The 24,543-nt window shown below is 73.1% G+C and carries 22 protein-coding genes; 11 read left to right on the top strand and 11 right to left on the bottom strand.

What is annotated here, in order from left to right:
- Positions 1-29: 29 nt before the first annotated feature.
- From AC07EG_RS09585 to AC07EG_RS09570, 4 genes are all read right to left on the bottom strand, one after another.
- The gene (locus AC07EG_RS09585) at positions 30-659 is read right to left on the bottom strand and encodes an SMI1/KNR4 family protein (protein WP_478252576.1); all 630 of its coding nucleotides are present in this window, start codon (positions 657-659) and stop codon (positions 30-32) included.
- The gene (locus AC07EG_RS09580) at positions 656-2,743 is read right to left on the bottom strand and encodes a hypothetical protein (protein ID WP_478252575.1); all 2,088 of its coding nucleotides are present in this window, start codon (positions 2,741-2,743) and stop codon (positions 656-658) included. Before AC07EG_RS09580 ends, AC07EG_RS09585 begins: the two co-directional genes overlap by 4 nt.
- A 146-nt stretch (positions 2,744-2,889) precedes the next feature.
- Positions 2,890-3,180: a hypothetical protein gene (locus AC07EG_RS09575; protein WP_478252574.1), complete on the bottom strand. Its 291-nt coding sequence runs from the start codon at positions 3,178-3,180 to the stop codon at positions 2,890-2,892.
- Between the two features lie 46 nt (positions 3,181-3,226).
- Positions 3,227-3,826: a hypothetical protein gene (locus AC07EG_RS09570; protein WP_478252573.1), complete on the bottom strand. Its 600-nt coding sequence runs from the start codon at positions 3,824-3,826 to the stop codon at positions 3,227-3,229.
- 193 nt (positions 3,827-4,019) lie between these two features.
- Here AC07EG_RS09570 and eccCa point away from each other — a divergent pair, with 193 nt between their 5' ends.
- Genes eccCa through AC07EG_RS09555 form a run of 3 tightly spaced genes read left to right on the top strand, consistent with a single transcriptional unit; the run spans position 4,020 to position 9,483 of the window.
- A complete protein-coding gene (gene eccCa, locus AC07EG_RS09565; protein WP_478252572.1) occupies positions 4,020-8,003 on the top strand; it encodes a type VII secretion protein EccCa in 3,984 nt (1,327 codons plus the stop codon).
- Positions 7,996-8,313: a hypothetical protein gene (locus AC07EG_RS09560; protein WP_478252571.1), complete on the top strand. Its 318-nt coding sequence runs from the start codon at positions 7,996-7,998 to the stop codon at positions 8,311-8,313. The genes eccCa and AC07EG_RS09560 overlap by 8 nt, the downstream gene beginning before the upstream one ends.
- Before the next feature lie 27 nt (positions 8,314-8,340).
- Positions 8,341-9,483, top strand: a complete 1,143-nt coding sequence (locus AC07EG_RS09555; RefSeq protein WP_478252570.1) for a hypothetical protein — start codon at positions 8,341-8,343, stop codon at positions 9,481-9,483.
- A gap of 868 nt (positions 9,484-10,351) precedes the next feature.
- On the opposite strand, the gene AC07EG_RS09550 is transcribed toward AC07EG_RS09555, so the two are convergent.
- Positions 10,352-12,247 carry a fibronectin type III domain-containing protein gene (locus tag AC07EG_RS09550; protein WP_478252569.1) on the bottom strand — a complete coding sequence of 632 codons (1,896 nt, stop codon included), beginning with the start codon at positions 12,245-12,247 and terminating at the stop codon, positions 10,352-10,354.
- A gap of 54 nt (positions 12,248-12,301) precedes the next feature.
- On the bottom strand, positions 12,302-13,570 hold the full coding sequence (locus AC07EG_RS09545; RefSeq protein ID WP_478252568.1) for a sensor histidine kinase: 1,269 nt from the start codon (positions 13,568-13,570) through the stop codon (positions 12,302-12,304).
- A 35-nt stretch (positions 13,571-13,605) separates the two neighbouring features.
- Between AC07EG_RS09545 and AC07EG_RS09540 the strand changes: the two genes are divergently transcribed.
- Genes AC07EG_RS09540 through AC07EG_RS09515 form a run of 6 tightly spaced genes read left to right on the top strand, consistent with a single transcriptional unit; the run spans position 13,606 to position 19,779 of the window.
- On the top strand, positions 13,606-15,297 hold the full coding sequence (locus AC07EG_RS09540; RefSeq protein WP_478252567.1) for an AfsR/SARP family transcriptional regulator: 1,692 nt from the start codon (positions 13,606-13,608) through the stop codon (positions 15,295-15,297).
- Positions 15,298-15,307: 10 nt separating this feature from the next.
- Positions 15,308-16,606: a hypothetical protein gene (locus AC07EG_RS09535; protein ID WP_478252566.1), complete on the top strand. Its 1,299-nt coding sequence runs from the start codon at positions 15,308-15,310 to the stop codon at positions 16,604-16,606.
- On the top strand, positions 16,606-17,235 hold the full coding sequence (locus tag AC07EG_RS09530) for a helix-turn-helix transcriptional regulator (RefSeq protein ID WP_478252565.1): 630 nt from the start codon (positions 16,606-16,608) through the stop codon (positions 17,233-17,235). Before AC07EG_RS09535 ends, AC07EG_RS09530 begins: the two co-directional genes overlap by 1 nt.
- Positions 17,232-18,899 carry a right-handed parallel beta-helix repeat-containing protein gene (locus tag AC07EG_RS09525; RefSeq protein ID WP_478252564.1) on the top strand — a complete coding sequence of 556 codons (1,668 nt, stop codon included), beginning with the start codon at positions 17,232-17,234 and terminating at the stop codon, positions 18,897-18,899. The genes AC07EG_RS09530 and AC07EG_RS09525 overlap by 4 nt, the downstream gene beginning before the upstream one ends.
- Positions 18,896-19,543, top strand: coding sequence for a helix-turn-helix transcriptional regulator (locus tag AC07EG_RS09520; protein ID WP_478252563.1), 648 nt, complete (start codon positions 18,896-18,898; stop codon positions 19,541-19,543). Before AC07EG_RS09525 ends, AC07EG_RS09520 begins: the two co-directional genes overlap by 4 nt.
- Before the next feature lie 53 nt (positions 19,544-19,596).
- Positions 19,597-19,779 (top strand): hypothetical protein, encoded by a 183-nt coding sequence (locus AC07EG_RS09515; RefSeq protein ID WP_478252562.1) that lies wholly within the window; start codon positions 19,597-19,599, stop codon positions 19,777-19,779.
- 15 nt (positions 19,780-19,794) lie between these two features.
- Here the strand turns inward: AC07EG_RS09515 and AC07EG_RS09510 are convergent, their stop codons facing one another.
- The 5 genes from AC07EG_RS09510 to AC07EG_RS09490 all read right to left on the bottom strand — a co-directional run bounded on the left by AC07EG_RS09510 (position 19,795) and on the right by AC07EG_RS09490 (position 23,250).
- Positions 19,795-20,079, bottom strand: a complete 285-nt coding sequence (locus AC07EG_RS09510; RefSeq protein ID WP_478252561.1) for a hypothetical protein — start codon at positions 20,077-20,079, stop codon at positions 19,795-19,797.
- The gene (locus AC07EG_RS09505) at positions 20,021-20,395 is read right to left on the bottom strand and encodes a DUF3040 domain-containing protein (RefSeq protein WP_478252560.1); all 375 of its coding nucleotides are present in this window, start codon (positions 20,393-20,395) and stop codon (positions 20,021-20,023) included. The genes AC07EG_RS09510 and AC07EG_RS09505 overlap by 59 nt, the downstream gene beginning before the upstream one ends.
- The gene (gene ctaD, locus AC07EG_RS09500; RefSeq protein ID WP_478252559.1) at positions 20,392-22,173 is read right to left on the bottom strand and encodes an aa3-type cytochrome oxidase subunit I; all 1,782 of its coding nucleotides are present in this window, start codon (positions 22,171-22,173) and stop codon (positions 20,392-20,394) included. The genes AC07EG_RS09505 and ctaD overlap by 4 nt, the downstream gene beginning before the upstream one ends.
- Positions 22,174-22,264: 91 nt before the next feature.
- Entirely contained in the window at positions 22,265-22,798 is a 534-nt protein-coding gene (locus AC07EG_RS09495; protein ID WP_478252558.1) for a cupin domain-containing protein, read from the bottom strand.
- Entirely contained in the window at positions 22,795-23,250 is a 456-nt protein-coding gene (locus tag AC07EG_RS09490) for a DUF4383 domain-containing protein (protein WP_478252557.1), read from the bottom strand. Before AC07EG_RS09490 ends, AC07EG_RS09495 begins: the two co-directional genes overlap by 4 nt.
- A 129-nt stretch (positions 23,251-23,379) precedes the next feature.
- On the opposite strand from AC07EG_RS09490, the gene AC07EG_RS09485 reads away from it, so the two are divergent.
- Together AC07EG_RS09485 and AC07EG_RS09480 are read left to right on the top strand one after the other, a co-directional pair.
- Positions 23,380-23,901, top strand: a complete 522-nt coding sequence (locus AC07EG_RS09485) for a hypothetical protein (RefSeq protein ID WP_478252556.1) — start codon at positions 23,380-23,382, stop codon at positions 23,899-23,901.
- Positions 23,901-24,503 (top strand): hypothetical protein, encoded by a 603-nt coding sequence (locus tag AC07EG_RS09480; protein ID WP_478252555.1) that lies wholly within the window; start codon positions 23,901-23,903, stop codon positions 24,501-24,503. Before AC07EG_RS09485 ends, AC07EG_RS09480 begins: the two co-directional genes overlap by 1 nt.
- Positions 24,504-24,543: the final 40 nt, after the last annotated feature.

Raw genomic sequence — 24,543 nt, 5'->3', positions numbered from 1 at the left:
CCAGGAGGAAGGTCCGCGCGAGGTTCGCCTCAGGTGATGACGAACGAGATCTGGGTGCCGTCGGGCAGGTCGCGCAGCTGCTGGGCGAGCGGGCCGCGGATTCGCATGGCGGTCACCGCATCGCGGACGACGAGGTTGTCCAGCGCGTATTCGCCGCCGAGCACGAACGGCTCGATCGGCAGCAACCGCTCGCCGTGCCCGAGCGCGCCGTGCGTGTCCTGCCAGAGCGCGGCGAACGACCGCGCACCGTGCACGTCCGGCTGCTCCAGCAACCAGCCGGCCCAGCTGTCGAGATCCGGGCCGACGCTCTCCCGTTCGCCCGTCTCCGGATCGAAGGTGACGATCCGCCGGCCCTCCTCGATGGCGAACTGGACGCCGAACAGGTCCTGCGCGAAGCACAGCAGCCCGCCGGCCAGGTCGCCGTAGGTGTCCTTCCAGGTGTCCGCGGCGTTCCAGGCACCGAGTTCCGGGCCGAGCCCGGATGGGCCGGCGTGGAACACCTGGACACCGTAGTCGAACAACGCGAACCCGTTCAGCTCCGCCAGCAACGCGCCGAGCTCACCCGGCAATCCGGCGCCGAAGTCGCCCTCGACCGGTGGCCCCAGCGGGCCCCTGGCCCGCTCGAGCAGTTCCGCCAGTCCCGCCTGTGCCGTGCTCATCGGAAAGTCCTCAATTCGATCCAGTCCCCGTCATCGACGCGGCCGTCACCGAAGAACGGTAGCCCGGTGCCTTCGAGCTGGCGCTGGATGGAGGCGTCGCGCCCGTTGATCTGGTTGCCCATCGACGAACCCGCGCCACGGTTGTCGGAGAACGGCAGGTTCTTCACGCTCTTCTCCCCGGTGGTGTCCGCGACCGCGGGCGGGTACTCGTCCCGGTCGTATTCCGAGCTGGACGGGAGCGAGCCGAGAGCAGCCGCGCGACGGTCGGCGGCACCAGGACGATCGACCTGGAAAACACTTCCCAGCCCGGATCGGGTGTCCCGGTATTCGTCACCGCGCCAGATCCTCCCGCCCTGGGCTTCGTCCACGTGCTGCGCGGACGCCGGGTAGCGTTCGTGGGAGATGTAGACCGTCCGCGGCCGGTCCTTGCCGTCCAGGCCCTGCGCGGCGTCGTAGATGCTGTTCCGCACCCCCGCGCCGTGCGCCGTCGTCTGCTCGGCGACGGCGTCACCGGCCGCATCGGCCATGCTGGTGACGGTTTGCCCGGCCGTCGCGAGTTCCAGTGCTTGGAGTGCGCCGCCGACAGCGGATCCGGCGCCGTCGATGAGATCGTCGGCGCTTTCGCCCAGGTACGACGCGGAGTCCACGGCCGCGTCGCCCGCGTCGCGCATCGCTTCGGTCGCCTCGTCCAGCAAGCCGGCCGCTTCCGCGACTTCGAGTGTGGTTTCGCCGATGTTCGCGACATCGTCGGCCACCCCGTCGGTGACGGCGTCGACCATGTCGTCGCGTGTCTCCAGCCAGTGTTCGACGGTTTCGCCGACGCCTTCCCCGTACGCGGCACCCACTTCCCCTGGGATGCTCAACGGGTCGCCATCGCGAATGCCGTCGCCGATCGCGTCGGAAACCCCGCCGAGCGTCTCCAGCCCGGTGCCGACCGTGCCGGCGAGCCCGTCCACGGCCTCGCCCGCCAGTTCTCCGGCTGTCTCCAACTCGCCGCCGAAGGCGTCGCCGACCCCTTCCCCGAGCGCCCTGCCGACCGGACCGCCCAGGAATTCGCCCGCGGACTCGAACGCGCCGCTGACGCCGCCGGCCAGCGCATCGCCGGCGTCACCGAGCGCTTCGTCCGCCTGGTTGCCCGCATCCCTGACGGCAGCACCGGCGTCGTCGACCAGGTCGCCACCCTCGTCGAACAGTTCTGCCCAGACCTGCCGGATTCCGGCTTCGGCGGCGGCGTGGTTCTGCCGGGTGGCGTTCGCGGTGGCCGTGGCGAGTTGTGTCTCGGCGACCTGCCTGTACCCGTCCGGCAGCAGGGCGCGAGCGGAGTTCCAGTCGCCCTCGCCGTCGGTGAGCAGTTGCTCGTCGGTGAGCCTGGCCTGCTCGGTGTGGCCCGCGCTCTTCGCGGTGGCTTCACTCACCGAATTCGCCAGGCGGGCGGCATCGTTGCCCTGCTCGGCCAATTCGGCCGCCCGCCGGTCCGCCTCCTCGGCGGGCGCGCCGGTCCACTCCGCCTTGGTGGCGGCCCACGCCGCGGCTCCCTCTTCGGTGGTGGTCTTGAGCGTCTCGGCGGCTCGGTCCGTGTCGGCGGCCACCTGGTGCATCGAGTCGGCTGGGCTGATGGGTGGTTCTTGTTCGTGAACCGACTGGCGGAATTCGCTTTGTTCGCCGTTGCCGGCGGGTGTGGCCGAGGTGCCTTGTACTTGTTCGCCGTTGTCGGTCGGTGTGGTTGTGGTGCTTCGCTCTTGTTCGCCTTTGTCGGCGGGCGTGGTCGAGGCGTTTTGCTCTTGTTCGCCTTTGTCGGCGGGCGTGGTCGAGGCGTTTTGCTCTTGCTCGCCTTTGTCCGTGGGCGTGGTCGAGGCGTTTTGCTCTTGCTCGCCCTTGCCGGTGGGTGTGGTCGAGGTGGCTTGTTCCTGCTCACCGTTGTGCTGCGCGGACTGGGTGGCGTCTTGCTTCTCCGCCGAACCACCGGAGTCCGAGTTCACCTGTCCCGCGGAATCGGCGGGCTTGGCCGCGGGCGCTGAACCCTCGCCGGATTTCTCCGCGGACGCGGGCGATCCGGTGGACGGTGCCGCACCAGGTTCGGACATCGCAGACCTTTCATCCGGCCAGCGCCGGTTCGCCGAGCTGTTCCCCACTGTGCTGGACGCGGAGCCGGCGTGGCCGCCGCTGACCTGTTGCTGCCACGGTGCCCCGGTGCGCGGGGGCGCACCGGGACACCTTCAGCGGGCACCGCTCACGCGGAGCCCAGCCGCCCGCAGGAACGCTGCACCGCGGCCATGTTCTCCGAGTTGCAGGACTGCACGCCCTGGTTCATGGCCTGCATCAGTTCCTGCCCCGCGACCATCACCTGCTGGCAGGCGCGGCTGATCTCGGCGAACTGCCCGCCTGCCTGGTCGGTCCAGTCGGCCTGGGTCATTCCCGAGGCGTTGCCCCAGGAGTCGATCGACTGCTGCACGCCGTTGACGCAGCCGTTCATGCTGGCCGAAAGTCCGTCCAGCGCACCGAACATCGCGAGTTTGCGCACGGGTCCTCTCCTTTCCGTGATTCGTGTTGCTCAGCCGGGTGGAAGGTCACAGGGCGCGGAGCACCCCGGCGAAGGCGTAGGTGCTGCCGGAAGATCCGGAGCCACCGCCACCACCGCTGCCGGAGTCACCGCCGGAATCGCCACCGCCGCCGTCACCGGAATCGCCGCCGCCACCGCTGCCGGAGTCACCGCCGCCGATGTCGCCGAGACCGCCACCGAGGTCACCCCCGAGCGCGTCCCCGAAGCCACCGCCGAAACCGCCACCGAAGCCGCCGCCGAAACCACCACCGAAGCCACCGCCGAAGCCCGCTCCACCACCGCCGCCGAAACCGCCGCCACCTTCGGCGCCGTTGAAGCACTGGACGCCCTGGTCGTCGGCGTTGATGTAGTCGTTCATCGCGAACTGGGTGTCGCCACCCAGCTTTTCCAGCTTCTGGCACAGGTTGCGAATGGCCATGTCCCACTTCTTGTGCGCCACGAGCAGCGCCTGGGACTGGTTCATGTTCCACTGCGCGGGGATGACGCTGTTCACTTCACCCTCGAGCTTGCCGCGGTGCCCTTCGATCTCCTGCACGACCACCGCGGCCATCTGGACCACTCTCGCGAGCGTGTCCGTGTTGGCGTCCATCAAACCGCTACCGGTCATCGGAGCCTCCTTTCCTGTCTGCGGCTCACGCCGTCTTCCCCGCCCGCCATCGGTGCCAGCATTGACAGGGCGATTTCGACGCTAGTTCGGGCGGTGCCGCCCGCTGAGCCGCGCGGCACGTTCCTGCCAACGGCCCCACCACCCCGCGAACCGGGGTGAGAATCGTCGGCGTCCGGTGGATGGAGGGAGCGGGATGGCGACGGTCGTGGTGCGCAGGCCGGTTCGCCGGCCCGCTCCGGAACAACCCTCCGGCGAACTGATCCTCGATCCGCCGCCGGAAATCCCGCAGCCGGGTGGGCGGCAGTGGACCCAGGTCCTCATGGTGATCCCGATGATCGCCATGATGGCCGCGATGATGCTGATGTTCTCCGGCAGCTTCGGCGCCGGTGCCGGGGTGCTGCGGCTGGTCGTGATGGCCCTGTTCGGCGTCGGCATGCTGGGCATGGTGGGCGTCGCGCTGCTCAACTCCTCCGGGCCCGGCAAGCGCGAGATGGGCCAGGAACGGCGTGGTTACCTCCGCCACCTCGGGCAGCAGCGGCTGCGGCTGACCCGGTCGATCCACAAGCAACGCGACGCGATGGTCTACCTGCACCCGGAACCGGCCGCGCTGCTCTCCCTGGTCGCCAGCTACCGGCTGTGGGAACGCCGCCCGGTGGACGCCGACTTCGGGGTCGCCCGCATCGGCACCGGCGAGCAGCGGCCCGCGATGACCCCCGTCCCGCCGGAGGCCAAACCGCTGGAACAGCTGGAACCGTTGTCCGCGCTGGCGTTGCGCCGGTTCCTCACCACCTACACCGCCATTCCCGGGCTGCCGCTGGCCATGGCCGTCAACGGGTTCAGCCGGATCTACGTCCGCGGCGACCGGACCCGTTCGACCGCGCTGGTGCGCGCGGTGCTCACCCAGCTGGCCTCGCTGCAGTCCCCCGACGACCTGCGGATCGCGGCCTGCCCCTCGGCGGTCGCGCACGCGGAGTGGGAGTGGCTCAAGTGGCTGCCGCACGCACTGCACCCAGAGCGGGCCGACGCGGTGGGGCCGCTGCGGCTGGTGGCGGGCTCCATCGTGTCGATCGAGGCGATGATCGACGACCTGCTCGGCGAGCGCCCCCGGTTCGACCTCGCGGTGGACAGCCGGGCCGCCCTGCCGCACGTGGTCGTGGTGCTCGACGGCGGATCGACGGCGGGCTCGGACACGCTGATGGCCGAGGGCGGCCTCGAAGGCGTCACGGTGATCGACCTGCGCGGGGTGCCACCCCGTGCGCTCGACCCGGCGACCATCGTGCTGCACGTCGGCGAGGACGGCGCGCTGGCCAGCCAGACCCTGGACGGCACGGTCGAACTCGGCTGGGCGGACGAGCTGGACGTGCCCGCCGCCGAGGGCATCGCCCGGCAGCTCGCCCCGCTGCGGGCCAGCGCGGGCGGGCGCGGCGAGCAACCGCTGAGCACCGACCTCGACCTGGCCGAGCTGCTGGAGATCGGCGACCCGCGCACCTTCGACCCCGCCGAGACCTGGGTGCAGCGGCCGACGCGGGACCGGCTGCGGGTCCGGTTCGGCATCCGCACCGACGGCACACCGGTGGAGCTGGACCTCAAGGAGTCCGCGCAGGACGGGATGGGGCCGCACGGCCTGCTCATCGGCGCCACCGGTTCCGGCAAGAGCGAACTGCTGCGCACGCTCGTGCTGGCGCTGGCGGTGGCCCACCCGCCGAACTCGCTGAACTTCGCGCTCGTCGACTTCAAGGGCGGCGCCACCTTCGCCACCCTGGACAAGCTCCCGCACACCAGCGCGGTGATCACCAACCTCGCCGACGAACTGCCACTGGTGGACCGGATGACCGACGCGATCACCGGTGAGCTGCTGCGGCGGCAGGAACTGCTGCGGGCGGCGGGCAACTTCACGTCGCTGCGCGAATACGAGCGCGCCCGCGCCACCGGGGCCCCGCTGCCGGAGGTGCCGACGCTGCTGGTGATCTGCGACGAGTTCAGCGAACTGCTCTCGGCCAAGCCCGACTTCATCGACATGTTCGTGCAGATCGGGCGGGTCGGCCGGGCGCTCGGCGTGCACCTGCTGCTGGCCAGCCAGCGGCTCGAGGAAGGGCGGCTGCGGGGCCTGGAAACCCACCTGTCGTACCGCATCGGGCTGCGCACGTTCTCCGACCTGGAGAGCCGGACGGTGCTCGGTGTCGGTGACGCCTTCAAGCTCCCCCGCGCGCCGGGCCACGGTTTCCTCAAGACGGACGACCGGTCGATGGTGCGGTTCCGCTCGGCGTACGTCTCCGGCACGCACCACACGCGGGAGCCGGGCCCGCTGGACACCGGGGACGACGGCGCGGTGGAGCTGCCGGACTACTCGACGCGCTACCTGGCGCCCGCGCTCGACCCCGCGGAAACCGAGCAGGCGCCGGACGAGGAGGCGGTGGGCGAGAGCCTGCTGGACATCATCGTCGAGCGGATGCGGGGCCGGGGCACGCCCGCCCACCAGGTGTGGCTGCCGCCGCTGGACGCCTCACCCACGCTGGACGCGTTGCTGCCGAACCTCGTCGCCCACGAGGAGCGGGGCTTCGGCTCCGCGCACGAGCGGCTGGCCGGTGCGCTGCGGGCCGTCGTCGGCATCCTGGACCGGCCGCTGGACCAGCGGCGCGACCCGCTGGTGCTGAACCTGTCCGGCTCGGCGGGGCACGTGCTGGTGATCGGCGGGCCGCAGTCCGGCAAGAGCACCGCGCTGCGCACGATCGTCACCAGCCTCGCGCTCACCCACACACCGCGTGAGGCGCAGTTCTACTGCCTCGACTTCGGCGGTGGCGCACTGGCGTCGATCCGCGGCCTCCCGCACGTCGGGGTGGTCGCGGGCAGGCAGAACGTGGGTGCGGTGCGGCGCACGATCGCCGAGGTGCGCACGCTGATCGCGCAGCGGGAACGGGTTTTCGCCGAACGCGAGATCGACGGGATGGCCGCCTACCGGCGGCTGGTGCGCGAAGGCGGCGGCCCGGACGGGGACCCGTGGGGCGACGTGTTCCTGGTCATCGACGGCTGGGCCACGCTGCGGAGCGAGTTCGACGACCTGGAGGCGGTGGTGGCCGACATCGCCGCCCGCGGCCTCTCCTACGGCGTGCACGTGGTGGTGTCCGCGGCGCGGATGTTCGACCTGCGGATGAACATCAGGGACCTGTTCGGCAGCAAGCTGGAACTGCGCATCGGCGACCCGGTGGACAGCATGGTGGACCGGGCGTCGGCGATCAAGGTGCCCGAAGGCGCGCCGGGCCGCGGCGTGACGATGAGCAAGCACCAGCTGCTGGTGGCGCTGCCCAGGATCGACGGCGTCGAGGACCCGGCCGGCCTCGCCGACGGGGTGCGCGAGCTGGTGGACACCGTGGCCGCGGCCTGGCCGGGCCGGCCCGCGCCCGCCGTGCGGCTGCTGCCCGCCCAGCTGCCCTACGCGAAGCTGGCCCGCGCCCACGACGCCGCCGCGCACCGGCTGGCCGTCGGCCTCGCCGAAGACGACTTCGGCCCGGTGCGGCTGGACTTCGGCGCCGACCCGCACCTGGTGTTGTTCGGGGACACCGAATCCGGCAAGACCACGTTCCTGCGCACGCTGGCCAGGGCCATCACGGACAGCTACCAGCCGAGGCAGGCCAGGATGATCATCGTCGACCACCGGCGCGGCCTGCTCGGCGACGTCACCTCCGAGCACCTCATCGGCTACGGCACCGACCGGGACTCGACCACCCGGCTGATGCGGCAGGTGGCCGAGGAGATGACGGCGCGGCTGCCGGGGCCGGGCGTCACCCCGGACCAGCTGCGCGACCGCAGCTGGTGGCAGGGGCCGGAGCTGTACCTGCTGATCGACGACTACGACCTCGTGGTCAGCCAGCTGGAGAACCCGTTCCTGCCGCTGCTGGACTTCCTGCCGCAGGGGCGGGACATCGGGATGCACGTGGTGCTGGCCCGCCGCACCGGCGGCGCGAGCCGGGCGCTGTTCGAACCGGTCATCTCGCGGCTGCGTGACGTCGGCTCGCCCGGCCTGCTGATGTCCGGCGACAAGGAGGAGGGCCCGCTGCTGGGCGGGTTGAAACCGGAACCGCTGCCGCCGGGCCGCGCGTGGCTGGTCGGCAGGCGGCACGCCGCGAGACTGGTCCAGCTCGGCTGGCTGGCGAAGGACGAGGGGAGCAGCCATGGGTGAGGCGCGTCACGAGATGCACGGCGACCCGGAGGCGATGCGCGGCTTCGCCGAACGGGTCGCCTGGCCCGATGCGGTGACCGCACCGGACGCGGTCCCGCCCGCCGCCGCGCCCTGTCCGGCCGGGATGTCCGCGTGCGCGGGGTTCACCGCCGCCGACCTGGCCGCGACGCTGTCGCTCAGCCAGTTCCTCGCCGAGACCCGGGACGCGATCGCGACGCTGAAGGCCGCGGCGGCGGTGGCCGCCGACGACTACGAAGCCACCGACCAGGCGGGCGCGCGAGCGGTGCTCGGCGTCGTCGAGCGGGACTGAGCGATGGACTACGCCCGCCTGCCTCCGATGGTCCAGTTCGCCCTCGTCGACGTGGAGGCCCACGCGCACCTGGCCCGGGTCGAGCAGGCCGGCCGGATGTGGCGCGCGGTCGCGGCCGAACTGGGGGAGCTCGCCGACTCGCTGCGGCGTGAACTGGACACCCTGAAGCCGAACTGGAACGACCCGACCGGGACCGAGTTCGCCCGCCAGGTGACGCTCCGCCGGATGGCGGTCGAGGAGGCGCTGTCCCGGGTGAACCGGCACCGGCCGTGGCTGGCGCTGGACGAACTGGCCAGGCAGTTGCTGCTGACCAGGACCAGGCTGACCAGCGCGGGGGAGGACGGCGGCGACGAGTCAGCCGCTCGTCTGGGCGAACTCGACCGCTACTTCCTCGCGGCCGCCGAGGCGGTGCTCGGCGCGGCCGGCGCCGAAGCGGTGACCGGCAGGCTGGCGGCGGATTGCTGTTCCGGTGAGCCGGCCGTGCAGCTCGCGGGTGCGCCCGCTCCGGTACCCGGGGTGGTGCCGGACCCGCCGGGGGCGGCGCTGCCGCCGGGCAGCCTGTCGATCCCCGGGCTCGTCGCCGTGCCGCCGGGCGGTTCGCGGGCGGGTGCGCGCCGGCCGTCCAAGGGCTCGTCCGGTGGTTCGCGGCCGGGTGGCGGGTTCAAGGCGAGCGGAGCCGATGGGTCGGTGCCGGCTGCTGCCGAGGGGCCGCGGCGGATCGAGCGGGCGGCCGATCCGGTGCCGCTGAACAGTTCTCGCGCCACCCCCGAGGCACCGCAGCCGCCCGCGGCGCCGGGCACGGGCGAACCGGGGCCGGCGCGGGGGCAGGGACGGATGATCCCGCCCATGATGATGATGCCGCCGATGATGGCGGGTGGGGCCCACAGCCGCCACCGCCCGGCGCGCTCACTGGAGGACGGCGAGCGCCGCACCCGGGTCCCGCCGGTGACGCCCGGGGTGCCGCCGCGGCTGCGCGGGCGGTCGGCACTGGCCGACCCGGCGGGCAGCGGTTACCGGCCGGTGGCCATGTCGGGCAAAGCCGGTCCGCCGGCCGGGGAGCCGCTCGACCACGAGGTCTGGCAGGTCACCAATCCCGGCGCGACCACCCCGCTGAAGCCGGAGCCGGTGGAGCAGGAACAGCCGAGAAGGGTCCGCCGCCCGAGAGCGTGACCCGGCGCGGCTTCCCCTGCGGTGGCCGACTCCGGGGTTGCCGCGAGGCGGTGGGGCGCCGCGTCCGTGCCCGCAGGCGAGTCCGGCGCCGGATGTTGTGCTCCCGGCCCCGGCCCCGGCCCCGGCCCCGGCCCCGGCCCTGGCCCCGGCCCCGGCCCTGGCCCCGGCCCCCGGCCCTGGCCCCGGCCCCCGGCCCTGGCCCCGGCCCCCGGCCCTGGCCCCGGCCCTCGGCCCTCGGCCCTCGGCCCCCGGCCCTGGCCTCGGCCTCCGGCCCTGGCCCAGCCCCGGCCTCGGCCCGGCTCGGTCTTGGTTCCGGTTCTCGCTTTCGCCCTGGCCTTGGTCCTGGTCTTGCTTCGCTCTGGCTCCGGCCTTGGTCCTGGTCTTGCTTTCGTCCTGAACTCCGGCCCTGGCTTTGGTTTTGGGCTCGGTTTTGGCCCTGGTACCGGCTCTGATCCAGCTCTGTCCTAGCCCGGCCCGGTCTTGGTCCCGGCCCTGGCCTGGCCTCAACTCTGGTTTTGGGCTCGGTCTGGTCTTACTTGGCTCTGGCTCCGGCCTTGGTCTGGCTCTGGCTTTGGTCTTGGCTCTGGCTTTGGTCTTGGCTCTGGCTTTGGTCCTGGCTCCGGCCTTGGTCTTGCTTGGGCTCTGGCTCCGGCCTTGGTCCTGCTTCGCCCTGGCTCCGGCTCTGGGTCCGTTCCGTTTCTGGGCCGAGTTCTGGCTCCGGCATGGTCTTGGTCCGGGCCTTCGCCCTGGTCTCGGTCCTCGCCCTCGCCTTGGTCCTGGGCGACGCGTCAGCGCCGAGGGGGCGAGCGATGTCTGGTCACGATCGGCATGTCCCCGGGTGGCCGGGCGGGCTGGGCCACCCGGGGACTCAGCCGCCGGGCCAGGTGTAGCGCGGGGAGGTGGTGCCGGTCTCTTCGATCACGACCCACACCTGGTAACCCGGCTCACCGAAGTCGATGTTCTCGAAGTCCACCTTGCCGTTCGCGTCGGTGGTCCAGCTCGAGCCCGGGTTCTTCCAGGTCGGGTGGTTCGAGAACGGGTTGAACTCGTACTCGGTCTTCGGTTCCAGGCCGCTCGCGCGGATGCGGATCTTGTGGCACGGCGGCCCGCAACCGTCGTACTCGCTCGGCTTGCCGCGGCTCACCGTGATCGTCGGGCCCGGGGTGGTCACCTGGGTGCTGGCCGCGGAGCCTTTGCCGGCGCTGTTTTCGGCGACGATCGTCACGGTGTAGCTGGTGCCGGGCTCCAGCCCGGGCAGGCTGGCCGAGCGGGCGCTGCCGGGCCTGGTCAGGCTGCCCGCGCCGTCGGCCGGTTTCCAGGACACGTGGTACGCGGTCACCGCACCGCCGTTGGGCGCGGCGGCGCTCCAGGTGAGCTGGACGGTGGTGCCGCTCACCTTGGCGGTGAGATTGGTGGCGACCCCCGGCGGGCTCGCCGGGAGCGGCTTCGGCGGTGGCGGCGGCTCGGGCTGCGGTTGGGGCTTCGGCTTCGGCTGTGGCTGTGGCTGCGGTTGGGGCTTCGGCTGTGGCTGCGGCTGCGGTTGGGGTTGTGGCTGCGGTTGTGGCTGCGGAGCCGGAGCCTGCTGCTGCGGCGGCCCGGCCTGCGTGGGCGGATCGTGCGGCGGCGGTGCCCCCTTGTCCGGCGGCTGCTCTGGCGGCGGTGCCTGCGGCTCACCGGGTTTCGCGGCGTCTTCCAGCGGCACCTGGCTCACCGCCCCGCGCTCGTCGACGACCATGACGTGCCCGCCCTTGTCCCCGTCGACGTACACGCGCCCGTCCGCCCCCCGGCTCAGCCTCGGCGCACCGGTCTCCGGCGGCACCGGGGTGACCGCCTGCGGCTTGCCGTCATGGGTGTAGGTGTGCACCGCGTTGCCCCGCCGGTCGAGCAGCACCACCGACGAACCGCTCGCTTCCGCGCTGGTGTACTCGCCGTCGGGCAGCGGCACGGTCACCGTGTCCGCGGCCGGGCCGCCGGAACCGAGACCGGCCGCGTCGATCAGGTGCAGCCGCCGCGCGCCGGGGTCGACGACCGCCACGCGCCCCGCCGCGTCCGCATCGGCGACGGTGGCCGTTTGCGGCAGGTCCACGCCGACGTTCACCGGCGTGCCGAGCCCCTGCTCGGTCACCGTCTGCACGGTGTCGGCGCTGGTGTCCACGAACGCCACCGCGCTGCCCACCACGGTCAGCTCACCGACGTGCCCCGTCGGCGTCACCGTCGGGCAGGACACCTGGTCGGCGGCCACGGGCAGGGTGCACACCACCCCGGTGGCCATCCGGTGCAGCCAGAGCGAGCCCTCCGGGGTGGCCACCGGGTCGCCGAGGCCGGTGCCCGCGCGGATCGTGGCGGGCCGCTCGCCGAGCCGCACCACCGTGCCCGCCTCGCGGTAGACGAGGTAGGGCCCGCCAGGGGCCTCGATCCCGGCCGCCTGCTCACCGGTCGGCGCGGTCACCTCGTTCTCCACCTGGAGGCTGGACTTGCCGAACTCCCTGATCCGCGAGTCGCCGACGACGAACACGCTCGACTCGCCCTGGTAGACCCGGTCGCCGGGGTCCAGCGCCAGTCCCGCCCGCGTGTCCACCGCCGCGGTCGCCCCGTCGACGTGGAACAGGACGTCCAGTTCCGGATTGCCGATCCAGTGCCCGGACGGCACAAAAGCCAGTCCGCCCAGTGCCCCGCTCGCGCCGGAGACCGCGACCGCCACCGTGCCCGCGCAGGCGGCCACGAGCAGTACCGCCGGTAACCGGTGCCGCAGCTTGCTCGTCACGCGGCGAGGATAGGGCGACCCGGTACAAAACCGGTCCAGCGCGGAAGCCGGGGCTCACTCGGCGAGCGGGAAGGTCAGCTCGAAGATGGCCCCGCCCTCCTCGGCGTTGTAGACGCGCAGGAAACCGTCGTGCGCCTGCGCGGTCCAGCGCACGATGGACAGGCCGAGCCCGCTGGACCCGCCGCTGCCGGTGAACCGGTTGAACGTCTCCTCCGCGACGGCGGCGTCGATGCCGGGACCGTGGTCGGCCACCGTCACCCGGCCGCCCGCCACGGTGATGTGCACGATCGCGGGTGCCCCCGGCTGGTGGCCGTACCGCAGCGCGTTGTCCAGCAGGTTGCCCACCGCCCGCTGCACCAGGCCGGGATCGGCGAGCACCTTGCTCGGCGCCGCGGTCACGGTCACCTGCGCCCCGCCGGTCGGCGTCTCCTGCACGAGACCGGTGACGAGCTGGTCCAGCCAGACCGGCTGGATCGCCAGCTTCTCCACCCCGGCCGCGAGCCGGGCACGCACCAGCAGGTCGTCGATGATCGAGCCCATCCGCACCGACAGCCGGACCGTGCGGGGCAGCAGGTCCGGCCGCTCGGCCGGGTGCTGCCACGCCGTTTCCGCGAGCGCCCGCAGCGCCGCCACCGGGGTGCGCAGGTCGTGCGCGGTCTCGGCGAGCAGCACCTCCTGCTGCTCCAGCGCCCTGGCCGCGGGCCGGACGGCGAAGCCGGAGAGCACGTGCCCGCCCACCCCGACGGCGGCCACCAGCAGCACGCAGCCGCCGATCACCCACAGCACCACGCCGCGGTGCCTGGACAGCTCCGCCGTCGCGTCGGTGACGGTGACGATGGCGCCGACGTACTGCCCGTGCGTGTTCAGGAAGGGCTGGGCGAGCACCCGTGCCAGCCCACCGCCGGTGGTGCCGGTGTCTATGAAGCCCTCGATGAACCGCCCGCTGGAAACCGCCTGCTGGGCCAGGCCACGCAGGCGGGCCGGGTCCACCGGGGCGCAGTCGCGCTGGGAGAAGTACTCGCCGAACCGGCCGGTGCCCGCGGGCAGCACGGCGAACTCGGGGCAGCTGGTGGCGACCTGGTCCTGCTGGATGAACTCCGTGGTGATGCTGTCGTCGGCGTGGCGCTGCACCAGCCGGGACACCGCCGCGGTCACCTGCCGGAGTTCACCGTCCATCCGCAGCTCGCCCTGCTCGCCGTCCTGCTCGACGAACAGCCACGCGAGCACGAGCAAACCGGCGGCGTTGAGCGCGGTGAACAACCCGGTGAGCAGCCAGCGCAGCCTGCGCAGCCGAGCGGCGGCCGGTTGCGCTGTGGCTGTCATCAAAACCTCATGTTCGGGCCGGGATGGTGGGCGGCATGCTGTTCTGCACCCTGGGGCCGCTGGAGGTGCACGGCCGCGGTGGCGAAGTGCACCGGCTCGGCCACGGCAAGGCCGCGACCCTGCTGGCAACGCTGTTGCTGCACCCTAACGCCTGGCTCACCAGTGCCCAGCTGATCGAAGCGACTTGGCAGGATGCGGCCGCGCCCGCCTCCGCGGAGTCGAACCTGAAGACCTACGTGTGGCAGCTGCGCCGGGCGCTGCCGGACGGCGGCGCCCGGATCGAGAGCGCTCCCGGCCGCTACCGGCTCCGGCTCCGCCAAGGAGAACTGGACACCCAGTACGTCGGCGAACGGGTGGCGGCGGCCCGCGCGGCCGTCGCGGCGGGGGAGTTCGGCACCGCGGTCGCCGCGTACGAAACGGCGCTCGGCTGGTGGCGTGGCGACGCCTTCGACGGCCTGTCGGTGGGCTGCGCCGCCGAGGAGTTCGCGGAACTGCGCAGGCAGTTGCGGGAGGAACTCGCCGAGGCGCAGCTCGGGCTCGACCGCCCCGGCGACGCCGTGCACACCCTGCGTGCCCTCACCGAGGACGCCCCGCTGCGCGAGACCGCGTGGGCGAGCCTCGTGCGCGCGCTGCACACGCTGGGCAGGCGAGCCGAGGCGGTGCGCGCCTACCGCCAGGCGAGCCAGGCGCTCTCCGCCGAACTCGGCCTCCGTCCCGGCCGCGCCCTCACCGCGGCCTACCTGGCCGCGCTCGAGCCACCGCGCAACCGCAGGGAACTGCCCCGCGACACCCCGTGGTTCACCGGCCGCGCCGCCGACCTGAGCACCATCGGGCGCGCGTCCGGGGTGGTGCTCATCGACGGCCAGCCCGGCATCGGCAAGAGCGCGCTCGCCGTGCACGCCGCGCACACGCTCGCCGCTGCCTTCCCCGACGGCCAGCTCTTCCTGGGCCTGCACGGCAGCACCCGGCCACTGGCCGCGTTCGACGCGCTCGGCACGCAGCTGCGGCGCATCGGCGTGCCGGACGCGCTGCTGCCCGGCACGGTGGACGAGCGGGCCGCGCTGTGGCGTTGCGAACTGGCGCACCGCCGGGTGCTGCTGGTGCTCGACGACGCCGACGGCCCCGGCCAGGTCGAACCGCTGCTGCCCGCGGGACCGGGCAGCCGCACGCTGATCACCACCCGCAACCGCGACTGGCACGTCGACGGCGCGGTGCGGATCGCGCTCGGCCCGCTGTCCCGGGCGGAGGTGGCCGCACTGGTGCGGGCCGCCGTCGGCGAAGCGCGTGGCAGCACGAACGAGGCCCTGCTCGCGCTCTGCGACGGCATACCGGCCGCGCTGCGGGACGTGCTCGCCAAGCTGTGCACCCGGCCGAGGAGAGCCCCGGACGGGGAGCAGGCGGCGAGCCCGTGCCGCGTCCTCGGCTGCGCCAAGGGCGGTTACCGGCGGGCACTGGCCACGGCGCTGGCGCCGCTGCCCCCGGCGGGACGTTCGGCGCTGCGGGCACTCGGCGAGCTGCCCGGCGAGTTCGCCGCCGCCGATGCCGCCCGCACGCTCGGCGGCAGCCCGGATGCCGTGCGCCGGACCCTGGAGGCACTGGTGGACGCGGGCGTGCTCGACGCGCTGCCCGACGGCCGTTACCGCGGCCACCGGCTGGTGTTCCACTACGCACGCTGCCGGGAGTGCGCCTCGGCCTCCGCCACGGCCACGGCCGCGTGGGTGGCATGAGGTGCCGGCGGTGACGGCCGAGCAGCGGCAGCGGGCGGACGAGGCGGAGCGCGCCGCCGCCACCCAGCGCGCCGCCGCCACCCAGCGCGCGGCCACCACGCAGGGCGCGGCGCCATCGGCGTCCGCCGTCCCCGTCGCGACCGTCGCCGCCGCACGGGTCGCCCCGGCCCGGCCACGCCCGGCCGCTCCGACGGTGAGCACGGCCCAGCCCGGCCCCGCCCCGGCGCCCGCGCGAGCCCCGGTGGCCGCACCGGTGAACCGGATCGAGCCGCCACCCCCACCGGCCGGCCGCCGCCCGCTGGAGCTGCCGGTGCTGCGCATCGTGTGCTGGCAACTGGCACTGGTGCTGGCGTTCCTGGCGATCGGCAGGCCGTGGCCCGTGTGCACCGGCCTGCTGCTGGCCGCCGCGGGCTTGCTGACCTGGACCGCCGTGCGGGTCCGTGGCCGCTGGCTCTCCGACGAACTGGTGTCCGGGGCGCGGCTGCTGGTGCGGCGCCGCACCAGGGACCTGCCCGACACCCACGGTGCGCGCGCCCTGCTGAGCGCCTTGGCGCCGGGGGCCGGGGTGCGCACCGCCGAACTCGCCGGAATTCCCGCCGGGGTGATCAGCCGGGTCGAGGAACTGCTCGCCGTGCTCCGCCCCGTCGACCCCGCCCCGGCCGCGTTCGCCGCCTTTGCGCTGTCCGGCGTGCCGCTGGCCGACACCGGTGACACCGGCGCCACCCCGCCCGCCGTCCGAGCGCAGCTGGTGCTGCACCGCGGTCCCCGTCCCGGCGAGGAAACCAGGGTGTGGCTGGCCGTGCGGATGCTGCGCGAGCCGAACTTCGCCGAAGACGGCGAGCTGCTCGTCGCGCTCGGCAACACGGTGCGCAAACTGCACCGCAAGCTGCGCGGGGCCGGCCTGACCGCGGCGGCGCTGGCCGAACCGGAGGTGCTGACCACGCTGGCCGGGCTCAGCCACACCGGGCCCGGCCGGGGCGCGATCCGGGAGGAACGGCGGTACTGGCGCGCCGGACCGGTGGCCCAGGCGGGCCTGCGCCTCTCCGGCCTCGGCACCCGCTCGCTGCCCGCGCGGCTGGACGCGCTGCACCGGCTGCTCGCCGCCGTGCCGGGGGTGGCCTGCACCGTCGCGATCACCCTGCCCGAGCACGCTGCGGTGCTGCGGGTGGCGGCCACCACCGACGCCGCCGTGGACGCCGCCGCCGACCGGCTGCTGCGGCTGGCGGTGCCCGGGGTGCGGCTCGACCGGATGGACAACCAGCACGCGCTCGCCGTCGCCGCGTCGCTGCCGATCGGAGGGAACCCGTGATGTCCCCGCCCCGAGAGCTGTCCCAGGAACCACTCCGGCACGCCAGGGTGGCGGGCACCCTGGTCACCGCGCGGCGGGACGTGCTGGTGGTCAGCACGCTCACCGGCCCGGTGCACCGGATCGAGCAGCCGGGCCGCGGGATCCGCTACCGCATGCTGGTGCCCGACCACGTGCGGACCACGGCCGAACCGGCGCGGTGGCTCGCCGAGCTCGCCCGGCAGGGGGTGCTGATCCGCACCGTGCCCGCGGTCCCGGTCGACGCGCTGGTGGTCGACGGGACGTTCGCGATCCTGCCCGGCGAGGGCACGCACGACGTCGCCGTGCTCCGGCTGCCCAGCGTCGTGTCGACCATCACCGAGCTGGCCGAGCGGCTGTGGCCGGTCGCGGTGCCGTTCGCCAGCAGCGACCTGCCGGAGGCCGCCGAACCGTCCGGCCGCGACCGGGAACTGCTCACGCTGCTCTGCGCCGGCCGGACCGACGAATCGGCCGCGGCGGCGCTCGGCGTCTCGGTGCGCACCGTGCGCCGGATGGTGGCGAGCCTGATGAACCGGCTCGGTGCCCGCAGCCGGTTCCAGGCCGGGGTGAAGGCCGCCGACCGCGGCTGGCTGATCGAGGAGGCACAACGATGACCACGTCCGCAGGCCGCACGCTGCTGGTCGACCCCGCCGGGCACGGCGCCTACCCCACCCTCGGCGAGGCGGTGCTCGAGGCACCCGACGGCGCGTGCGTCTCGATCGCGGCCGGGACCTACGCCGAGACCCTGGAGCTCACGGAACGCTCCCTCACCCTGCGCGCGGCGGGCGGCGCCGAGGTGCTGCTCGACGGCACCGGCGCCGACGTGCCGGTGCTGCTCGCCCGCGGTGGCGCGCTCGCCGTGCACGGGGTGAACGTGCGTGGCGGGGACGCGGCGGCGGTGCAGGCCGAGAACGCCGAACTGACCCTGGCCGGCTGCACCGTGCAGGCCGGCCGGGGGACCGGGGTGGCCGTCCGCGGGCCGGGGCCGCTGACCATCAGGGACGTCACCATCACCGGCGCGGAACAGGGGCTGGTGCTCGAAGGCGCGTCCGGCTCGGTGGAGAACGTCACCATCGAGGACGTCGCCGCGGACGGCGTGATCGTCGGGCTCGGCGCCGACCCGGTGCTGCGTTCCTGCACGATCAGCGGCTGCGGCCGTCGCGGCCTCTACATCTACCAGCACGCGCGGCCCACGGTGCAGAACTGCCGGATCAGCCGCACCGGGCAGGCCGCGATCGTGGTGGCCCACCGCAGCGAACCCGTGCTGAAGCACACCTCGGTGCGGGACGCCCGCGGCGTCGGCATCGACGTGGGCCCCGGCTGCGGCGGCTCGATCGAGGCGTGCGACATCGGCAACACCGCCGAACCGGCGATCCGGCTCGACGCCACGGCGACGGCGCGGGTGGTGACCGAACCCACCGAGCTGCTCGGCGGGGCCGGTGCGCTGGACACCCTGCTCACCGAACTGGACGGCATGGTCGGGCTGCCGGGCGTCAAGGCCGAGGTCCGTTCGCTCGTCGACGAGATCCAGGTGAACGGGTGGCGGGCGCGAGCCGGGCTGGCCACCGGCGCGCTGAGCCACCACCTGATCTTCGCGGGCGCCCCCGGCACCGGGAAGACCACCGTCGCCCGCTCCTACGGCAAGCTGCTCCGCGAACTCGGCGTGCTGCCGCGGGGCGAGTTCCGCGAGGTGTCCCGCCGCGATCTGGTCGGCCAGTACATCGGGCACACGGCGGAGAAGACCGCGGTGGTGTTCGAGCAGGCGCTCGGCGGGGTGCTGTTCATCGACGAGGCCTACACGCTGTCCCGGCAGTCCGGCAGCGGCGGCGACTTCGGGCAGGAAGCCATCGACACGCTGGTGAAGCTGATGGAGGACCACCGGGAGGAGATCGCGGTGATCGTCGCGGGCTACACCGACGAGATGCGCCAGTTCCTCGCCGCGAACCCCGGCCTCTCCTCGCGGTTCGCCAAAACCGTCGAATTCGAGGACTACACCCCGGACGAGCTGGTCGGCATCATCACCAGGATGGTCGAGGCGGGCGACTACGAACTCGACCCGGCCGCCGCACCCGCGCTCACCGAGCACTTCCGGCGGCTGTCGGCCCAGCCGGGCTTCGGCAACGCCCGCGACGCGCGCAAGCTGTTCGACACCGTGCGCAAGGCGCAGTCGGGACGGCTGCGCGGGCTCGGCCGGATCCCCGGCCCCGCCGAACTGCGCGAGCTGCGCCGCGATGACGTGCTGGCCGCCATCGGCGCCTCATCCGGGTCACGCCCATGACCGCATCGATGCAGGCAGCCGCGGTGTCCCAGCCACTTTCCCCCCACGCGGGCGTGCAGGCGCGCCTGGTCTCGGCGAAGCGGGACGTGCGGCTCGCCGCCGGGCTCGGCAATCCGGAGCGCTACCTCGCGCAGCTCGGCCGCAGCCGTCTCCGGCCGGAGGTGCGCTACCGCGTCCTCGTTCCCGACCGCGCACGCACGATCCCGGCGCTGGCGCTGCGACTGGGTTCGCTCGCCCTGGCCGGTGCCGACGTGCGCACGGTGCCCGATGAGCTCGCCGACGCGCTGGTCATCGACGGTGAACTGGCCGTGCTGCCGGGGCCGCAGGCCGACGTCGCGGTCTTCCGCCTGCCCGCGGTGGTGGGTTCGGTGGTCGCGTTGTTCGAGCACCGGTGGGCGGGCGCGGTGCCGCTCGTTCCCGGCGGTCCCGGCGTTGAGGCGGAGCTGACCGAACGGGAATCCGAGACGCTGGCGCTGCTTTCGGCCGGGTACACCGACGAGGCCGCCGCGGCGAGCCTCCGCGTCTCGGTGCGGACGGTGCGCAGGATGGTGGGCGCCCTGATGGACCGGCTCGGGGCGCGCAGCCGGTTCCAGGCCGGGGCGAAGGCCGCCGAGCGGGGCTGGCTGACGGCGCCGGACCGGTAGCCGTCAGCCGATCGATACCCCTTGCCCCGGTGGTGGCCGGGTAGTCGTGGGCCATGAGCGAACGCGACCACGAACTGCTGAGCCCCGACCAGCCCCGTTCGCCGGGCACCCCGCGGACGGCGGCGATCGAGGCGGGACTGGCGGCGGACCCACCCGAGTCGAGGTCGCGGATCGGTGGCGCCGGTGGCGCCGGTGGTGTCGGTGAGGCCCCGGAAGTCGCCGAACCGCCGGACTGAGCACTCCGGTCCGGGTCAGGGGCGCGGATTGGTCCTGGTCCACCGCCGCCGGTCGGCGCGGCCACCGGCGGCGGCCGTGCAGCGGTGGCACGGTGACATCCGCTCGCCGGAGGTGTCCGCCAGCCACAGCGCGTCGATCCACAGCACGTGCGGGAACCGCGCCAGGCGGGCCTTGTGCAGCGGCAGGCCGCACAGCGTCTGGTTGGTGCCGCGCAACCAGGCGTGCACGTCACCACCGGGTTCACGGACTCCGTCGGCGTCGATCCACTGCGAAGAGGCGGCCACGGCCGTGCGGTTCACAACTCCTCCCTTCGAGCCGGTGCGGCGGCGTCTCGCGGGTGGCCGAGCGCCGGCGGGCCTGGGTCCGGCTGTGGTGGGTGCAGTGCAGGCAGGCGCCGACCATCAGGGCGGTGATCCCGGCACCGGCCCAGCCGACGTTGGTCAGCAGGGCCAGCACGGTGCCGGCGGTGCCGGTGACGTCCAGCCCGGCGGCGAGCACGGGGTGGTCGCGCCCGGCCCAGGAAACGCGGCCGAACCGGCCGGCCAGCGCGGGGTCGGTGCGCTCCAGCCCGCGCTCGATCGCCCGCAGCTGACGGGTTTCCCGGCGGTTGGTCATCGGCCGCGCGGGTCGTCGCCGGGGCCCTGCTCCTCCGGCTGGGTGGCGGCGGCGGCGAGTTCGCCGGGATCGGCAGAACGCTTCTTGCCCTTCGGTGTGCGGTGCCCTTCGTCGCGCATTCGCTGGATCATGTGCGGGTAGTGCAGTTCGAACGCGGGGCGTTCGGAGCGGATGCGCGGCAGTTCGGTGAAGTTGTGCCGGGGCGGTGGTGAGGTGGTGGCCCACTCCAGCGAGTTGCCGAAGCCCCAGGGGTCGTCGGCGTTGACGGGATCGCCGTAGCGGTAGCTGCGCATGACGTTGTAGATGAACGGCAGCACCGAGAGCCCGAGCACGAACGAGGCGACGGTGGAGATCAGGTGCAGGGTGGTGAACTGGTCGGTGGCCAGGTAGTCGGCGTAGCGCCGCGGCATGCCGGCGCTGCCCAGCCAGTGGTGGACCAGGAAGGTGCCGTGGAAGCCGAGGAAGGTCAGCCAGAAGTGCAGTTTGGCCAGTCCTTCGTCCATCATCCGGCCGGTCATCTTCGGGAACCAGAAGTAGATGCCGGCGAAGGTGGCGAACACGATGGTCCCGAAGAGCACGTAGTGGAAGTGCGCGACGACGAAGTAGCTGTCGTGGACGTGGAAGTCGATGGCGGGCGCGCCCAGCAGGACCCCGGTGAGCCCGCCGAACAGGAACGTGACCATGAACCCGACCGCCCACAGCATGGGGGATTCGAAGCTCAGCCGCCCGCGCCACATGGTGCCGATCCAGTTGAAGAACTTGATGCCGGTCGGCACGGCGATCAGGAAGGTGAGGAAGGAGAAGAACGGCAGCAGCACCGCGCCGGTGGCGAACATGTGGTGGGCCCAGACGGAGAACGACAACGCGGTGATGCCCACGGTGGCCCAGACCATGAGCTTGTAGCCGAACAGCGGTTTCCGGCTGAACACCGGGATGATCTCGGTGACGATGCCGAAGTAGGGCAGCGCGACGATGTAGACCTCGGGGTGGCCGAAGAACCAGAACAGGTGCTGCCACAGGATGGAGCCACCGGTGGCCGGGTCGAACACGTGCGCGCCGAGGTGGCGGTCGGCCAGCAGCCCGAACAGCGCCGCGGTGAACACCGGGAAGGCGGCCAGGATCAGGATGCTGGTGAACAGGATGTTCCAGGTGAAGATCGGCATCCGCCACATGGTCATGCCGGGCGCGCGCAGGCAGACCACGGTGGTGACCATGTTGACCGCGCCGAGGATGGTGCCGAGCCCGGTGACGATCAGCCCGGCGACCCACAGGTCACCGCCGACCCCGGGGGAGTAGGTGGCGGTGGACAGCGGGGTGTAGGCGAACCAGCCGAAGTCCGCGGCGCCACCCGGGGTGAGGAACCCCGAAACGGTGATGATCGCGCCGAAGAGGTAGAGCCAGTAGGAGAAGGCGTTGAGCCGGGGGAACGCCACGTCCGGCGAGCCGATCTGCAGCGGCAGGATGTAGTTGGCGAAGCCGAACACGTTGGGGGTGGCGTAGAGCAGCATCATCACCGTGCCGTGCATGGTGAACAGCTGGTTGTACTGCTCGGCGGAGAGGAACTGCAGCCCCGGCACCGCCAGCTCGCCCCGCATCAGCAGGGCCATCAGCCCGCCGATGAGGAAGAACGCGAACGAGGTCGACAGGTAGAGGATGCCGATCTGCTTGTGGTCGGTGGTCTTGAGCAGCCGCAGCAGCGCGTTGCCCTTGGCCCCGCGCTGCCGGGGGGCGCGGGGCAGGATCGGCGTGGGCACCGGGCGGGCGCCTGTCTGGGTCATCGTGCGGCCCCGTTCGTCGGAGGCTGGGACGGTGCGCGGGCTACCCACCCGGGCCCGGGTTATGCGTCGCGATCGGGTTGTGCTCGGCGGGTCATCGCCCGTCGCTCGGTGTGCCCTGCCCACCGTGGGGTTTGAGCTGGTCCTCGGCGGGGCTGGGCACCCGGTGGAGGATGCCGTCGTGCCCCTCGCCGTACTGCCCGGTCTCGGTCAGCGGCGGTGAGTAGGCGTGGATGGTGACCGTGGGGCCGGCGCCGGGTTCGGGGCGCATCCGGTGGATGAGGGTGTTGTCGAAGCAGAACCCGTCACCGGCGGGCACCGCGGTGCCGACCGGTTTGTGGCCCAGCCGCAGGTGCTCGTGCCGGATCGCGCCCTCGACCACCTGCACCGCACCTCCGGAGACGTCGTGGTCGTGGAAGCCGGTGTCGTGGGCGTCCTCCACCCACGAAATCGCCCAGACCCCGAGGTGGTCGTTGGTGAAGACGTCGACGTAGGTGCGTTCCCGGCTGGTCCGGACCAGTTCGTCCTGCCACAGTTCCGGCTGGGCGGCCACCTGACCGGCGATCTCCCGCAGTTCGTCCAGGCCCAGCTGCCGCTCCGGCGGGTGGAAGGGCAGCCGGCTGCTCACGTCCGGCTCCTCGCGGTCTTGTCCAGCAGCAGCACGCCGAGCGCGATCATGCCGATGGCCAGTGCGAGGTGCAGCCAGTTGTCGGCGCCGTTGAGCGGGACGAAGTTCGCGGCGGAGTCGTGGTCGACGACCAGGCCGTAGACCCACAGCAGCAGGTAGACCAGGCCGCCGCCGATGAGGTAGTTGCGGGCGCCGTCGACCGACCTGGCCAGCAGGAGCCCGGCCAGCCCGAAGGCCAGGTGCACCAGGTTGTGCAGCACCGAGACGGCGAAGATGCCCAGCAGCATCGCGCCGGAGTGGTGGCCGGCGAAGGTGATGGTGTCGAAGTTCGTGGTGATCCCCGGGATGAAGCCCATCACCCCCACGAGCAGGAAGACGATCGAGACGGCCAGTGCGGCGTACTGGACGGGCCGGCGGCCGGTGCGGGTGGCTTGCTGGTTCCTGCGGGACATCGAGGTGTCCTCTCGCCGTTTCTTTCGCGTGCCCGACCGGGGCGACGCGCTGGTTCGACGCGATTACCCCGCCGATCCACGCGTAACCGGCCGATGATTGACCACCCGGCGGTGGGGTAGCCGACCGGCATGATGAAGCGGGTGTGGTGGCAGGGGCTGGTCGCCGGTGCGGCCGGGGTGGCGGTGATGACGGTGGGCGAGAAGCTCGAACAGCGCTTCACCGGCAGGCCCGATTCGCACGTGCCCGCCCGGGTGCTGCAGCGGCTGACCGGGATGGCGGAGCGGCCGGGGCGGCAGCCGGTGGCGGTGAACTGGGCGATGCACTTCGGCCAGGGCATCGTGCTGGGCTGCCTGCGGTCGGTGATGGCCAACGCCGGCCTGCGGGGGCCGTGGTCGTCGGCGAAGTTCGCGGTGGTGCGGCTGACCAACGACCAGATCCTGGAGAACGCCACCGGCGTCGGTGCCCCGCCCAGCACCTGGCCGCGTGGTGAGCTGGTGGTGGACCTGGCGCACAAGGCGGTCTACGCCTTCGTCACCGGGCTGGTGGCCGACGCGCTGGCGGCCCGGTCCGGCCCCGGGCCGGGGCAGCGGCACGCCATGGTGCTGCCCGGCCGTCACGCCGATGTCGGCCCGGTGCCGCGGAGTCGCTGATGGTGCTCACCAGGAAGGTCTTCGAAGCCCTGGCGTCGGCCCGGCACGCGCGTGCGTTCCACCCGCGGGGGCGGCTGTTCGGCGGTGAGCTGCGGGTGCGGCCCGGTGGCGGCCTGCCCATCCAGCCCGGCGAAACCGAGGTCACGGCCCGGCTGTCCAAGGGCGTCGGCACCCCCGGCGGCTTGCCGGACGCACTGGGCCTGGCGCTGCGGTTGCCCGGCTGGGACCTCACCCTGACCAGTTCCCGGGCGCGGATCCTGCCGTGGCCCGCGGCGTCCTGGAGCAGCGCGGTGTTCAGCAGCCTCACGCCGTACTCGGTGGACGGCCGCCTGCTGTGGATCGGTGCCAAGGCGGATGACCGCCCGACCACGGGCGGGGCGGCGCTGACCGGGGTGCCGCTGGAGTTCACCCTGTACACCGCGGGCCGCCGCGCCGGCTGGCAACCGGCGGCGGACCTGCGGTTGCACCCGGCCGGCGGGGACGGTGCCGAGCCGTCCTTCGACCCGATGCTGCACCACCCGGAGCACCTGCGGATGTACCCACGCTGGCTGGCCCGCCTGCGGGAGTCCGCCTACACCGGCAGCCGTTCCGGCCGTCGCTGAACCGGGCCGATTCCGGCAGCCGTGCCACGCATGGATCCGA

It is taken from the genome of Amycolatopsis sp. NPDC045836, from assembly GCF_056431745.1.
This window is presented reverse-complemented; position numbering and strand designations above follow the sequence as displayed.

Bases quoted from the DNA above. Each gene is read 5' to 3' on its own strand.
- AC07EG_RS09585 (WP_478252576.1), bottom strand. From the start codon at position 659: ATGAGCACGGCACAGGCGGGACTGGCGGAACTGCTCGAGCGGGCCAGG.
- AC07EG_RS09580 (WP_478252575.1), bottom strand. From the start codon at position 2,743: ATGTCCGAACCTGGTGCGGCACCGTCCACCGGATCGCCCGCGTCCGCG.
- AC07EG_RS09570 (WP_478252573.1), bottom strand. From the start codon at position 3,826: ATGACCGGTAGCGGTTTGATGGACGCCAACACGGACACGCTCGCGAGA.
- eccCa (WP_478252572.1), top strand. From the start codon at position 4,020: ATGGCGACGGTCGTGGTGCGCAGGCCGGTTCGCCGGCCCGCTCCGGAA.
- AC07EG_RS09560 (WP_478252571.1), top strand. From the start codon at position 7,996: ATGGGTGAGGCGCGTCACGAGATGCACGGCGACCCGGAGGCGATGCGC.
- AC07EG_RS09555 (WP_478252570.1), top strand. From the start codon at position 8,341: ATGGTCCAGTTCGCCCTCGTCGACGTGGAGGCCCACGCGCACCTGGCC.
- AC07EG_RS09545 (WP_478252568.1), bottom strand. From the start codon at position 13,570: ATGACAGCCACAGCGCAACCGGCCGCCGCTCGGCTGCGCAGGCTGCGC.
- AC07EG_RS09540 (WP_478252567.1), top strand. From the start codon at position 13,606: ATGCTGTTCTGCACCCTGGGGCCGCTGGAGGTGCACGGCCGCGGTGGC.
- AC07EG_RS09530 (WP_478252565.1), top strand. From the start codon at position 16,606: ATGTCCCCGCCCCGAGAGCTGTCCCAGGAACCACTCCGGCACGCCAGG.
- AC07EG_RS09525 (WP_478252564.1), top strand. From the start codon at position 17,232: ATGACCACGTCCGCAGGCCGCACGCTGCTGGTCGACCCCGCCGGGCAC.
- AC07EG_RS09520 (WP_478252563.1), top strand. From the start codon at position 18,896: ATGACCGCATCGATGCAGGCAGCCGCGGTGTCCCAGCCACTTTCCCCC.
- AC07EG_RS09515 (WP_478252562.1), top strand. From the start codon at position 19,597: ATGAGCGAACGCGACCACGAACTGCTGAGCCCCGACCAGCCCCGTTCG.
- AC07EG_RS09505 (WP_478252560.1), bottom strand. From the start codon at position 20,395: ATGACCAACCGCCGGGAAACCCGTCAGCTGCGGGCGATCGAGCGCGGG.
- ctaD (WP_478252559.1), bottom strand. From the start codon at position 22,173: ATGACCCAGACAGGCGCCCGCCCGGTGCCCACGCCGATCCTGCCCCGC.
- AC07EG_RS09490 (WP_478252557.1), bottom strand. From the start codon at position 23,250: ATGTCCCGCAGGAACCAGCAAGCCACCCGCACCGGCCGCCGGCCCGTC.
- AC07EG_RS09485 (WP_478252556.1), top strand. From the start codon at position 23,380: ATGATGAAGCGGGTGTGGTGGCAGGGGCTGGTCGCCGGTGCGGCCGGG.
- AC07EG_RS09480 (WP_478252555.1), top strand. From the start codon at position 23,901: ATGGTGCTCACCAGGAAGGTCTTCGAAGCCCTGGCGTCGGCCCGGCAC.